Annotated in this window: 10 protein-coding genes; 3 read left to right on the top strand and 7 right to left on the bottom strand. The window is 37.0% G+C overall.

Annotated elements, in window-relative coordinates; all coding sequences use genetic code 11:
• Positions 1 to 96 precede the first annotated feature (96 nt).
• Positions 97 to 411 (bottom strand): HPF/RaiA family ribosome-associated protein, encoded by a 315-nt coding sequence (locus tag AB3G36_RS05145; protein WP_367756678.1) that lies wholly within the window; start codon positions 409 to 411, stop codon positions 97 to 99.
• A 193-nt stretch (positions 412 to 604) separates the two neighbouring features.
• Between AB3G36_RS05145 and AB3G36_RS05140 the strand changes: the two genes are divergently transcribed.
• Together AB3G36_RS05140 and AB3G36_RS05135 are read left to right on the top strand one after the other, a co-directional pair.
• Positions 605 to 2,215: a murein L,D-transpeptidase gene (locus AB3G36_RS05140; protein ID WP_367756676.1), complete on the top strand. Its 1,611-nt coding sequence runs from the start codon at positions 605 to 607 to the stop codon at positions 2,213 to 2,215.
• Between the two features lie 85 nt (positions 2,216 to 2,300).
• On the top strand, positions 2,301 to 3,902 hold the full coding sequence (locus AB3G36_RS05135) for a murein L,D-transpeptidase (protein ID WP_367756674.1): 1,602 nt from the start codon (positions 2,301 to 2,303) through the stop codon (positions 3,900 to 3,902).
• Between the two features lie 73 nt (positions 3,903 to 3,975).
• Here the strand turns inward: AB3G36_RS05135 and AB3G36_RS05130 are convergent, their stop codons facing one another.
• Positions 3,976 to 5,442, bottom strand: coding sequence for a glycoside hydrolase family 130 protein (locus AB3G36_RS05130; protein WP_367756672.1), 1,467 nt, complete (start codon positions 5,440 to 5,442; stop codon positions 3,976 to 3,978).
• Positions 5,443 to 5,790: 348 nt separating this feature from the next.
• Between AB3G36_RS05130 and AB3G36_RS05125 the strand changes: the two genes are divergently transcribed.
• Entirely contained in the window at positions 5,791 to 5,982 is a 192-nt protein-coding gene (locus AB3G36_RS05125) for a hypothetical protein (RefSeq protein ID WP_367756670.1), read from the top strand.
• Positions 5,983 to 6,007: 25 nt separating this feature from the next.
• On the opposite strand, the gene AB3G36_RS05120 is transcribed toward AB3G36_RS05125, so the two are convergent.
• From AB3G36_RS05120 to AB3G36_RS05100, 5 genes are all read right to left on the bottom strand, one after another.
• Positions 6,008 to 8,092, bottom strand: coding sequence for a prolyl oligopeptidase family protein (locus AB3G36_RS05120; protein ID WP_367757894.1), 2,085 nt, complete (start codon positions 8,090 to 8,092; stop codon positions 6,008 to 6,010).
• Positions 8,093 to 8,384: 292 nt separating this feature from the next.
• Positions 8,385 to 9,674: a DASH family cryptochrome gene (locus AB3G36_RS05115; RefSeq protein ID WP_367756668.1), complete on the bottom strand. Its 1,290-nt coding sequence runs from the start codon at positions 9,672 to 9,674 to the stop codon at positions 8,385 to 8,387.
• Positions 9,674 to 11,209, bottom strand: coding sequence for a cryptochrome/photolyase family protein (locus tag AB3G36_RS05110; RefSeq protein WP_367756666.1), 1,536 nt, complete (start codon positions 11,207 to 11,209; stop codon positions 9,674 to 9,676). Before AB3G36_RS05110 ends, AB3G36_RS05115 begins: the two co-directional genes overlap by 1 nt.
• A gap of 1 nt (position 11,210) precedes the next feature.
• Positions 11,211 to 11,348, bottom strand: coding sequence for a DUF2256 domain-containing protein (locus AB3G36_RS05105; protein WP_367756664.1), 138 nt, complete (start codon positions 11,346 to 11,348; stop codon positions 11,211 to 11,213).
• A gap of 36 nt (positions 11,349 to 11,384) precedes the next feature.
• The gene (locus tag AB3G36_RS05100) at positions 11,385 to 12,854 is read right to left on the bottom strand and encodes a deoxyribodipyrimidine photo-lyase/cryptochrome family protein (RefSeq protein ID WP_367757892.1); all 1,470 of its coding nucleotides are present in this window, start codon (positions 12,852 to 12,854) and stop codon (positions 11,385 to 11,387) included.
• Positions 12,855 to 13,020: the final 166 nt, after the last annotated feature.

Here is a 13,020-nt window from a genome sequence, read left to right as displayed (position 1 = left end):
CGTTCCTTTTTAAGGTCCAAAAAAAAAAAAGACACTCCTTTACTGAAAAGGAAGTGTCATTTTTTTTGAATTTATATTTTAACCCTTAAATTTTTTTTAGTGTGCCTTTTGTTTTTCAAAAGCAGTAGTTAGGATCTTCTTCATCTTGTCTAAAGCACCATGAAACGCTTTTTCAGTAACATCCGCATAATCAGAAACTACTAAAGGTTGCATTCCTGCAGGACGTGCTTCTATAAGACATTTTTTATCATGAGTTCCCACTTTTTCCCCATTTTCATCCGTAAAATGAACTTCTATACGTGTAATTTTATCTTCAAAACGAGATAGTGATTTTGCTAATTCAGTAGAAAAATAAGCTTCTTGTCTATCGTGTCCTTCTACATTTTTGTCTGTGTTAATCTGTATTTTCATAGTATTAAATATTTTAAGATTGTCTTTCAAAACTAAGGTTAATTCCCTCAAAAAACGAAGCAATTAATAAAACATTATGAAAAGAAAGCTAGATTTTCGAATAAAAAACCAAAAAACAATCCTACCGTTAATTCCATCCTAATACACTTTCAAATTCCCAATACTTTTCTTAACTTTAAGAAACGTTTTTGCCATGAGACCTTTTTTTTGGTTACTTATCGTTTTATTATCGGACTATGCTGATGCCGCAATTCACCGTGATACTACAAAAAATGTCACGGACAAAGCTTTGTATTGCATTTCTAACTCTAAGGAAATTACTACCAACAATTCCCTCGTTACTATTGACTTGATTACTCTCAACCGTTTTTTTAATACCTATTCCAATTTAAAAAAATACCGATCAGATGTGATTCTTTTGTACAAAAACCGAAACTACAAATCCATTTGGTATTATGATAAGCAGCTTATTGAGTTTGCGAATGTATTATATTCGAAAGTCAACCAACTTGAAAATGAGGGATTGAAGTTCAACTTGGCTTACAAAGATAAAATTCATTCTATTTTTAATACTGAATTAGCAATTGAAATTACAAAGACCGAAAAAGAACTGCTACTGTCCACACTATATATCTATTATGCTAAAAAAGTATTTCATGGTATCGACAGCCAAAAAATTCATGAAACGGGCTGGTTTTTACCCCAAAAAAATGTTTCCTATAAAACGCTACTGGATTCGTTATTAACCCGTCCGCAATTGTTAGATAAAAATGAAAAACAACTTTTTGGGCAATATTACAAACTGCGAGATGCCTTGAAGCAGTACCGACAAATTGAAAAAAATGGCGAATGGACACCCATTGAAACCGAATCTGGAGTCAAAGAATACCAGCCAGGCGATAGTTCAAAAACCATTGGACAAATCAGGCACCGACTGCTCGTTATGGGTGATTTGAATACCGATTCTAAAAGCAATATCTATGATGCCGAACTGATGTCGGGCATGTTGAATTTCAAAAAAAGAAATGGTTACAAACCCGATTATCCCATAGGTTCCCAACACCTCAACCGCATGAACCTCCCCATCGAACACTACATTAAAACCATTATGGTTAATATGGAACGCTGTCGATGGATTCCTCCCAAATTAGCAAAAGCGGACGAATTTATTATTATAAACATTCCGTCGTTTACTTTAATCTATAAAAAAAACGGTCAAAATATTTTAGTTTCTAAAGTCTTCGTGGGCTTCAACCTAATGGAAACGGTACTTTTCAGTTCTAGTATCAGCCGTGTGGTTTTTAGTCCCTATTGGAATGTTCCCCAAAGCATTCTCGACAACGAGATAAAACCTGCTATGGAAAAAGATTCAACTTATATGACCAGGCACCATTTTGAATGGAACAAAAAAAGTCTCAGACAAAGACCAGGACCTGACAATGCATTGGGAGTCGTCAAGTTTGTTTTTCCTAATACCTATAGCATCTATCTACATGACACTCCTTACAAACTCAATTTTAATTATGATTTTCCTCGATTCAGTCACGGTTGCATTAATATGCAAAAAGCCAAAGAATTAGCGTACTTGATTTTAGAAAACAATCCAGATTGGCCTTTAGATAAAATAAATGAAGCCATGAATGGCGGAGTAGAAATAATATGTGTACTAAAAAAACCAATTCCCATTCATATTGGCTATTTTACTGCTTGGGTAAACGAGGGTGGAGAAATTAATTTTTATTTTGACATTTATTTCAAAGACAATCAACTAGCCGAACTGCTATTTGACACTAATTTAGACTAAAACACCTACTGTTAATAAGGAATCAGAACCTTATATTCATCTCCCTTTTTTGTATCTTTATAGCTGATTATCAAATAGTAACAACATGAAACGCTTCCCTATTTCATTCCTTTTTTTTGCTGGGTTCTTTTTTTTGTTGGGTATGACCAATGAGTCAAAGGCCACCACTAAAAAAGTGTTGTTACTAAACCTAGCTGTCAAATACCAAAGAATCCCTGCTTTTCCACTTACCCCATTTGATAGTACGCTGATTGCTCCTTTTTTTAAAAAATATTCCAAATTCAATTTCCTCAAGCCAGAGGTGATGGAACTCTATAGTAAACACCAGTTTCACTATTTATGGTACGACAGCAAGGGCATCAACGAGTTTGCTGATTTATTGTATAACAAAATCAACAACTTGGATCAAGAAGGGGTGCGCATCAAGGTTCCGTATCAACAAGAGTTGCGCGACATTTTTCAGGATGAAGAGAAAATGAACAAATCAAACTTAGAGGTAGAGCTCTTACTGTCCACACTATATTTTTTTTATGCTGACAATGTATTCAAAGGATTGGACATCCAGAAAAGTACGGAACTGGGTTGGTACTTGCCTCGAAAAAAACAATCCTATGTGAACCGCTTGGATTCATTATTACAAGATCCTGCACTGATCAATAAACCAAACAAAGGGGTTTTAGGGCAATATTATTTATTAAAAGAAGCGCTCCAAAACTACCGAAACATTGAAAAAAAAGGAGGATGGAATCCCATTGAAATTCCCAAAAAAATGAAATCATTGCAACTAGGCGACACCTCGGCTGTGGTGCTCCAAATTAGGAAACGGCTTTTTATAAGTGGGGATTTAAAAACAGATTCTCAAAAAAACGTGTTTGACAATGAGCTCCTAACTGGTATTTTGAAATACAAAGAACGCAATGCTTTTACCACTGACTCTGTCCTACTGCCCAAACACATCAAAGAAATGAATGTTACCGTGAGTGAACGCATTAAAACCATTATGATTAATATGGAGCGCTGCCGATGGATTTCCCCTAGCTTAACTCAAAACAACCGCTACATTATCGTGAATATTCCTGCTTTTACCCTTACTTTTTTCAAGGACGGCAAGATTGCATTGCTCTCCAAAGTAGTGGTGGGAAAGTCCATGAATAAAACCGCGGTTTTTAGTGGACAGATGAGTCAAATTATTTTTAGTCCGTATTGGAACGTGCCTCCCAGTATTTTAAGAAAAGAGATTTTACCCGCTATTGCCAAGAATTCCAACTATCTCGCTAAAAACGATATGGAATGGGTTGGCAACCGCGTAAGGCAGCGACCCGGAGAGCAAAACGCCTTGGGGAAGGTGAAGTTTGTATTCCCTAATTCACATATTATTTATATGCACGATACGCCGTCCAAAAGTTTGTTTGAACAAGACACAAGGGCTTTTAGTCACGGATGCATTCGTGTGGCGCGACCTCGTGATTTGGCGATTATGGTACTCGAAGGAGATACCAACTGGCCTATAGAAAAAATTGACGAAGCCATGAATCGAGGGGTCGAAAAAACATACAACCTCAAGACCAAAATCCCTGTTTACATAGGCTATTTCACCGCTTGGGTGGATCAGGAAGGGCTGGTGCATTTTTATGACGACATCTATGCTCATGATGAAAAACTTGCTGAATTGTTGTTTACGGATTGATTTTTGTTTTTGTGAAGGCTTGTGATGGAAGGCAATAAATAGTTCCAAACAAAAAAGGGGTTTCTTGGTTTTATTATTTACTCTTTTTTAGGGCATCGAGTAATTCTACCATGTCAACCACTCCATAAGTGGAGGAATAATCAGATACGGCATAAGGCAATATGAGGTTGTTGTTATGGATAATGGAACCGCAGGAATAAACCACATTTGGCACATAACCTTCTCGCTCGTCTTCTAGTGGGGCAAGCAAGGGCTCGGCCAGTCGGCCAATTTCCTTTGAAGGATCGTCAAGATCAAACAAGGAAGCGCCCAGACAATAGCGTCTCATGGCGCCTACTCCGTGAGTGATTATTAGCCAACCTTCGGCGGTCCAGATGGGAGAACCACAGTTTCCTATTTGTGTGAATTCCCACGGATATCGGGGTTGCTGGATGAGCATAGGATTATTCCATTCCGTAGGTCTGTCTGAGTACATGAGGTAATTATTGACCCCATCGATTCTAGAAAGCATGGCGTACTTGCCTTTTATTTTTCTAGGGAACATCGCCAGATTTTTATTTTTTGCCCCTTCTCCATACAAAGGCATGATATGAAAGGAATAAAAGTCTTCGGTTGAAATGAGTTTTGGCATAATCACGTGGCCATTGTAGGCTGTATACGTTCCAAAAATCTTGTGTGATGTTCCATCGTCAAAGAATCGTACAAAACGCGCATCTTCAATTCCACGGCTTTCGGAGTCTGAAATGGGGAATATAACCCGTTCCGTGATATCAGAGTCGTGCTTGAATTGTATGTCATAAAAAGAATCTGCCAACCAGATGATTTCTTCCAATGCGCTGCGCTGATCTTGGCTTATAGATGGATCATCTAGTACCTTATTGATGGCGTTTTTTATGATTTCATATCCAAATTTCTCAGGCATGTCTTGCAATATCATGGCCGTGTATTTATCGGGCGTATTCATCTCGGCTAATTTCTTGACAAATCTATTTTTGTCAAACAAGGATTTGTGTACAATCTCGGCCTTATCGATATTAGCACCTATCTTCATCATTTGGAGGTCGTTGTTTTTATCGAGAATTCCTCTTCTAAAAACGACCGAAGAAATATGGCCTTCTCCTGTGGCCCTAAAAGAAATAATAACCCGCCTTTCCTGTTTTCCCAGAAAAGACTGATCGAAATCCTCCATCATGGAAGGATTGAAAAAAGCAGCCGATTCGATGGCGTATTCCATAGTGCAGTACGAACCAATGAGCATTTTTCGTTCCTCAGAAATGCCGTCATAGTTGATTTGCATTTCTTCAATGATGCCACGAATGTTTTCACAATGCTTGAAGAATATACGTGAAATATTACGGTGTCGTCTAGCAAACTCACGCAGTGTATGTTCCAGTGTATGAATGACTTGTTTTTCGTCTAACACCATGATATGACTTACCATATCGCGGGTTCGCTGCTCGCCATTCATAAAATAGCGAGCCACCACTCTACTGGAATCTGGGGTGAATTTTACATTTTTTCGGGTCACAGCAACTCTCATAGCTTCATTTTTAAAATAAAAATAAGTGAGGCTTTTAAATATTGTAGTAAAAAGTCTTTTTAAATACGGTGCGTTATTCGCCTTATTGTAGCCAATACACTTTCATTATCAGGACATTAAAGATACTAAAAAAGTTTAAAATAAGCTCTATTTAGGGATTTTTATCTATTGTAGTTCAGGTAATTAAATAACGAGGAGGGATTTGATAGTTGTAGTTTGTGAGAGTTATTTTTGTCAAAACGTAAAGCGACTCCGTTTCTCGCCATTTCAAGGAAAGAATCAATCTTATTATCCTTTTCTATTTTCTTTATGTGATCTCTCTTGCGTCGAGATGACAAAGAGAGCTTGATGACTAGTAACAAAAAAACGCTACTCTTTCGAATAGCGTTTTATGAAAATAAAGTTGTTGATTCCTCTTTGTCCCTAGCCCTGATGGGAGCGGCATCTCTCGATTTAGAAAAACAAGGGTTTTTTCAAGCCGTAGTTTTTATTTATCGGGAATACAGCGGACAGCAGGAAAAAGCTCCTAAAAATAAATGAAATACAAATCCTAGTTGTCTTCTTTTTACAATTGGGTGATGCCCATGTTGTATAAGGTAAAGGCTTGGATATCGACGTTTTCCTGAATGGTTGCCGCCACCGATTTTCCTGCGCCGTGACCCGCTTTGACATCAATGCGAATTAAGGTTGGGTTGCTTCCCGCTTGTTTTTCTTGCAACTCAGCAGCAAACTTAAAGCTGTGTGCTGGCACCACTCGGTCATCATGATCGCCCGTAGTGACCATCGTCGCGGGATAGTGTGTGTCTGCTTTTACGTTGTGCACTGGTGAGTACCCTTTGATGTATTCGAACATTTCTTTGCTGTCCTGCGCGGTTCCGTAATCGTACGCCCAGCCCGCTCCTGCCGTAAAGGTATGGTAGCGCAACATGTCCATAACGCCCACGGCCGGCAAAGCGACTTTCATCAAATCAGGACGCTGGGTCATGGTGGCTCCTACTAGCAAACCTCCATTTGACCCACCGCGAACGGCAAGAAAGTCTGAGGAAGTATATTTTTGAGCAATTAGATATTCGGCTGCAGCGATGAAGTCATCAAAGACGTTTTGTTTTTGCATTTTGGTTCCGGCATCGTGCCATTTTTTACCGTATTCTCCTCCTCCACGCAAGTTAGGAACAGCAAAAACACCTCCGTTTTCCATCCAAACGGCATTGGCAATACTAAAACTAGGCGTTAAACTCACATTGAATCCTCCGTAACCGTAAAGCATGGTTGGGTTTTGTCCGTTTTGTTTTAATCCTTTTTTGTAAGTGATAATCATGGGGATTTGGGTTCCATCTTTCGACGAATAAAATACTTGTTTTGACTCGTAATCGTCGCTGTTGAAATCTACTTTTGGCTTGGCATACACCGCTGATTTTCCTGATTTGGGTTCAAATGAGAAAATGGTTCCTGGCGTTGTGTAGTTTGTAAATGAATAATAGAGTGTTTTGTCGTTTATCTTTCCGCCAAAACCTCCTGCTGTTCCCAGTCCCGGCAACTGGATTTCACGCATCTTTTTGCCATTATAATCGTACTGCTGCACTACTGATACGGCATCTTTCATATAATTTGCAAAAATGTATCCGCCTCCTGTTGATGGAAATAAAACATCCTGAGTCTCGGGGATAAAATCGTTCCAGTTTTCTTGTGTTGGATTTTTTATATCTACCGTTACCACGCGTTTATTGGGTGCTTTCCAATCGGTAACGATAAAGAGTTTACTTCTTTGATTGTCAAGAATGGTATTATCACTATTGAAATTATCAACAAGCGTCACAATAGGACTATTAGCCTTTCTTAAATCTTTGACGTACAATTCGTTTCCATAAGTCGAATTGGCCGCTGTGATGACCAGGAAACTGTCGTCTTCGGTCACATAACCGCCTACATATCTTCGCTTTTGGTCGGCACCAAAGATAACTTTATCCTCTTTTTGAGCGGTTCCCAGTTGATGAAAATAGAGTTTATGTTGGTCCGTTTTGGCCGAGAGTTCGCTTCCTTTTGGTTTTTCGTAACTAGAGTAATAAAACCCTTTGTTTCCAAGCCATGAAATGCCACTAAATTTGACATCGACAAGGGTATCTTCAATTACTTTTTTGGACAAAGCATCCATGATAATTACTTTTCGCCAGTCACTACCGCCTTCAGATATTGCATAGGCTACTTTAGAACCGTCCTTGGAAAAATCCATTCCGCCTAGAGAAGTTGTTCCATCTTTAGAAAAGGTATTGGGATCTAAGAAAACTTCTTCAACACCTAAAGCATCTTTGCGATACACCACCGACTGATTTTGTAGTCCGTTATTTTTAGAATAATAGGTGAATTTCCCTTCTATGGATGGCGCACCTATTTTTTCATAATTCCATAGTTTTTCCATTCGGTTTTTTAGTGCTTCTCGAAAAGGAATTCGGTTTAGGTAGCCGTAAGTGACTTCGTTTTGTGCTTTTACCCAAGCTGCGGTTTCAGCAGAGCGGTCGTCTTCTAGCCAACGATACGGATCATTGACAACTGTATCAAAATACTGATCTACTACCGTTCCCTTTGGAGTTTTTGGATATTGGATTGGATTGTTATTTTGTCCAAAAGTTGCTATTGTGGGTAATACCGCCATGATCAAAATTAGTTTTTTCATTAAAAAAAGAATTGGTTAAAACAAAAATAGGAAAATAGTTCGTGTTCCTTGGATGAGAAACATTTTAAAAAACATTAGTCTATAAATGTGTGTTTTTGTTACGAAAAGGAATCTAGCATTGCGTTTTTTTAAACATAGAAGTCATAGAAGTTTTTTTGTTTGGGTGAAAAGTAATTCGAGAAGAGTACATCAAAAAAACCATATAAAAGCTTGTTAAAAATAGAAAGCATTTATATGGTGACTAAACTTATATGACTTATATGATAAACAACTACTGCAACCACAAATCTCTAAAAGTCCTATCCTTGTCATAATCCTTAGCTTGCTTTTCAATATTGAAATACCGGTGCTTCCTTGGATCATTACCTACTCCTGCCAAATAGGCCCAGTTTCCCCAGTTACTGCAAACATCATAATCTATCAATTGCGATTCAAAGTAGGCAGCACCCATGCGCCAGTCCAAATTGAGTTCGTTACAAAAATAACTGGCTACATTTTGTCGTCCTCTATTGCTCATAAAACCTGTTTGTTTCAATTCGAGCATATTGGCATCAATAAAGTCAGCATTGGTCGTCCCATTTATCCATTGTGAAAGCAACTTTACATTCATTGCTTTTGAATTGACTTTATCTGTTTTTATTCCTGAATACAAGAAAAATTTTGTTTGGTATTTCTTGAACATAAATCTGAAAAAATCGCGCCACAACAACTCAAAAACCAACCAATAGGTAGAATCATTGACACCATTTTCATTTTCGTATTTTTTTATTTGATGATAAATGGCTCTTGGAGAAATAGAACCCAAAGCCAGCCAAGCCGAAAATTTTGACGAATAATCTGCGCCTACCATCCCATTTCTGGTTTCTTTATAAATGGAAAGATTTTTTGTTTCAAAAAAATAATGGTTCAACCGGTTCATCGCTTCCGTTTCCCCACCTTTAAATTGAATTGCTGCCCGCGAATCTATTTTAGAAAATGATAATCCTAACTCTTTTAAAGTTGGCAAAACCAGTTCAGGAATCCTTGGAGACGCTATTGTTAATGGCTTTTTAAAAATGGATCTTACAGCCGCATCTTGCTCTGTTTTTTTTCTAAAAACGGTAAACACATCCGGAATATCTTTTATCGAAAAGGGTAAATCTTCGGCATGATAGAGCGTACTGGTGCTGAAAGTTTCCAGTTCACAACGCAATTTGAACAATGCTTCCTGTACTTTTTTTTCGGTTTGCTTTTCTACAAATGCCACTTCGCGTTTGGCAAATACCTTATGAACTTTGAATTGAGCAACAACCTTTGGGATTTCAATCTCTGGTTTTCCTTTTAAAATAAGTAGTCCAGAACCTATTTTGCGCAAACTGGCATCTAAATCCCGTAAGGATTCCAATAAAAACTGCGCCCGATAACTCCCCGTTTTTTTAAAACCATATGTTGTGGTTTCATAATGGGAATCATCAAAACAATAAATGGGCACGATTTGTTCACTTTGAGCGATGGCTTTTACAAGAGCCTCATTATCAAATAATCGTAAATCGGTTTTAAACCAAACAATAGCCGTTTTCATTATAAATTATTTATGTTTTTTAAATAGTAATCTGCTTGTTCCAATAGAGAAACCTTGGCTTCGGGTTGCATTTTTTTCCAAACATTATACATCATCCCAATACGGGGATTTTTGCTTAATTTCTCTTCGTTTTTATCATGAAAATTCCAATACAAACTGTTAAATGGACAGGATTTATCTCCCGTTTTCAGTGCTTTTTTATAATAACAAGAACCACAATAATGACTCATTTTATCGATATAACTAGCGGAACTAACGTAGGGTTTTGTGCCTACAATCCCACCATCAGCATACTGGCTCATGCCTAGTGTATTGGTAATTTCAACCCATTCAATAGCATCCATATAAACACCTAGATACCACGCGCCAACCTCATCAGGATGCACCCCCGCCAAAAGGGCAAAATTGCCCGTTATCATCAATCTTTGAATGTGATGTGCATAGCCATAATTTAATGTTTGGTTAATGGCGTCCTTCAGGCAATTCATTTTTGTATTGCCTGTCCAATACCAATTAGGGAGTTTTCCTTGATTGTCGAAAAAATTCAAATTGGCATATTCAGGCATTTTAAGCCAATAGATACCGCGCATATATTCCCGCCAACCAATAATTTGTCGCACAAATCCTTCCAGTTGATTGTATTCTATTTCGATAGGTCTTTTTCTCCATTCCGAAGTGGCTTTTTCAATCACTTCTTGGGGAGAAATCATTTTGATATTCATCGAAAAAGAAATTCGAGCATGATATAATGACCATTCATTTGGCATCATGGCATCTTGATAACTCCCGAAAAGTGGTAAACATTCTTCCACAAAAAAATCCAAAAGTTCTAGTGATTGCGCTCTATTGATAGGCCAAATAAAATTCTTGGAATCTATATTTCCGATGGTTTCGATATTGGTTTGGGCAATTTCATTGGCTATAGCCGAAACATCATTGTTAAAAACTAGCGGAGCAATTGGTTTGTGATTTTTTGGTAGTTTCTTTCGGTTTTCAGAATCAAAATTCCATTGTCCGTTTATTGGATTATCGCCTTCCATTAGAACATGATGTTTTTTTCGCATGGCACGATAAAAACTTTCCATCAGAAATATTTTCTTGCCTTCGAAAAAAATCCCAAGCTCCTCTCTTGTTGTAAAAAAATGTTCCGAATCGACAACAGAACTTGTAATCGATATTGCTTCACACAATTTCTTTAAATTTACATCTACTCTATATTCATCAGGAAGTTGGTATTCGAAATGAGTAAAATTATTTTCGCCAATTAAAAATTCAATGTTTTTTTCGAACGAATGTAAGTTATTCGCATCGTTTAAATGAATGTAAATTACATTGTGTTTTTTAGTCTTTAACTCTTTTGCAAACGCTTGCATTGCTGCAAAAAATCCTATAATTTTTTGGACATGATGGGTGGCATAATCCGTTTCAGTACGTATTTCCATCAATACGTAAGTAACAGAATCATCTACCGTTTTGAACCAAGAATGGTTGCTATTCAATTGATCACCAATAATTAATCGTATTGTTTTTTTCATTTTACTTATTCATTCTGCATTTATCACTACAATATTTTACATCGTCCCACACTTTTTCCCATTTTTTGCGCCACGAAAAAGGTCTTTGACAAACCAGACAAATCTTTGTGGGTAAATGTTGCTTTTTAACAGTTTTCATTATCAAAATTTAGACAGTTTCTTTTGTATTGGCTTCTTAGGTCTTTTTCTTTTTTACTTTTCGATTCGGATTAGAAACATGTTTTTTCAAAATGCGTTTCCCTTCTTCTTTGACTTCGTCTTTTTTTCGAAAGCTCCAAACGATGTCACTGGCATATTTTCTGGTTTCTTCAATATTTACAATAGGATAGGGATAATCATTTCCTATTTCACAATTATAGAATTGTTGTTCGATTGCATTTAACTTCCATGGTTCATGAATTAAATTGGCAGGGATTTCGGCTAGTTCCGGCAACCATTGTTTGATAAAAACGCCTTCAGGGTCATGATCTTCGGAGTTTTTAATTGGATTATAAATTCGGATGGTATTTATCCCTGTAGTTCCGGACTGCATTTGGATTTGAGGATAATGAATTCCCGGTTCGTAATCTAAAAATTGTCTTGCTAAAAAATGTAATTCCCGCCAATCCTGCCATAGATTAAAAGTAAAAAACGAAACAATCATGGCTCTCATTCTAAAGTTGATATAGCCCGTCGCCACTAAACAGCGCATGCAAGCATCAACAATGGGTACTCCTGTTTTTCCTTCTTGCCACGCTTTGATATACACTTCATTTTTTGGCTTGATTAAAACATCATAAGCGCTATTTACATTTTCAAATTCCATTCGACATTCATCCTCAAATTTTTGCATAAAATGACAGTGCCAATGCAATCTGGAAACAAAATTAAGAATGGCGCGTTTATTCTTGGAGTTTTCATAATGCTGATTGGTATACTGATAAATCATTCGCATACTAATATTTCCATAAGTCAAATAAGGTGATAAGCGGCTGCATCCTTTTCTGCTCAAGGCCGGTTTAGAAATATGTTTACTGTAATTGACATATCGCTCTTTTACAAAACTATCGAGGTAACGCCAAGCCCAATATTCTCCTCCTTGTTGAAAATTTTTATCTCTGGTTGTAATCGTTTCAGGAAGTTTTTTCAGATTTAAATTTTGTATGGTATCTTCATCCAATTTAATTAAATTCAAATGCGTCTCATGGAGAATTTTGGGTTCAGCACGCATGACATTCTCCCAGCGTTTATCCCAGTGTTGTCTTGATTTTAATTTTCGAATAACCCCGTGCATTTGTGACTCGTTCCAACTGATATTATTTTTTTGGAAAAAATCTTGCATGGCTAAATCCCTATCAAAAGTGATTTTGTTGCCAATTTCCTGATGTGAAAAAACCGTTTTTATCTCATACTTAGATGCCAATTCTGAAAAAACCGTTTGAACTTCATTGTGAAAATAATAGAATGTAGCATTTATAGCGTTCAGCTTAGTTTGTAAATCTTGAATAGATTCATAAATAAAGCGCCAGTGACGAACATCTGAATCCGGATAATTCATTACTGTGGGCTCAAAGCAATAAAGCAACAATAACGGCAACCCTGAATTGTGCGCACTAAACAATGCTTCGTTGTCTATAAAACGCAAGTCACGCTTGAACCAAACTATATTTATGGCAGGGTTTTTCAGGGTTTTTATTTTTTGTTTAATCTTTTATTTTAATTGCTAAACAAATATACAAAAACTTAAATTTAAAAAAGATTGATTTTTAATTTATAAATACCAAAGGCACAAAATCAATTTATATTTTGATTTTGTGCCTTCTAAAATAAAA

The organism is Flavobacterium sp. WC2430 (genome assembly GCF_040822075.1).
GTDB lineage: Bacteria > Bacteroidota > Bacteroidia > Flavobacteriales > Flavobacteriaceae > Flavobacterium.
Note: the sequence above shows the minus strand (reverse complement) of the source record. Positions and strands in the feature narration are given on the sequence as shown.

Excerpts from the sequence above, each read along its gene's own strand:
- AB3G36_RS05145 (WP_367756678.1), bottom strand. The coding sequence starts at position 411 with ATGAAAATACAGATTAACACAGACAAAAATGTAGAAGGACACGATAGA.
- AB3G36_RS05120 (WP_367757894.1), bottom strand. The coding sequence starts at position 8,092 with ATGGCGGTATTACCCACAATAGCAACTTTTGGACAAAATAACAATCCA.
- AB3G36_RS05105 (WP_367756664.1), bottom strand. The coding sequence starts at position 11,348 with ATGAAAACTGTTAAAAAGCAACATTTACCCACAAAGATTTGTCTGGTT.
- AB3G36_RS05115 (WP_367756668.1), bottom strand. The coding sequence starts at position 9,674 with ATGAAAACGGCTATTGTTTGGTTTAAAACCGATTTACGATTATTTGAT.
- AB3G36_RS05110 (WP_367756666.1), bottom strand. The coding sequence starts at position 11,209 with ATGAAAAAAACAATACGATTAATTATTGGTGATCAATTGAATAGCAAC.
- AB3G36_RS05135 (WP_367756674.1), top strand. The coding sequence starts at position 2,301 with ATGAAACGCTTCCCTATTTCATTCCTTTTTTTTGCTGGGTTCTTTTTT.
- AB3G36_RS05130 (WP_367756672.1), bottom strand. The coding sequence starts at position 5,442 with ATGAGAGTTGCTGTGACCCGAAAAAATGTAAAATTCACCCCAGATTCC.
- AB3G36_RS05140 (WP_367756676.1), top strand. The coding sequence starts at position 605 with ATGAGACCTTTTTTTTGGTTACTTATCGTTTTATTATCGGACTATGCT.
- AB3G36_RS05125 (WP_367756670.1), top strand. The coding sequence starts at position 5,791 with ATGACTAGTAACAAAAAAACGCTACTCTTTCGAATAGCGTTTTATGAA.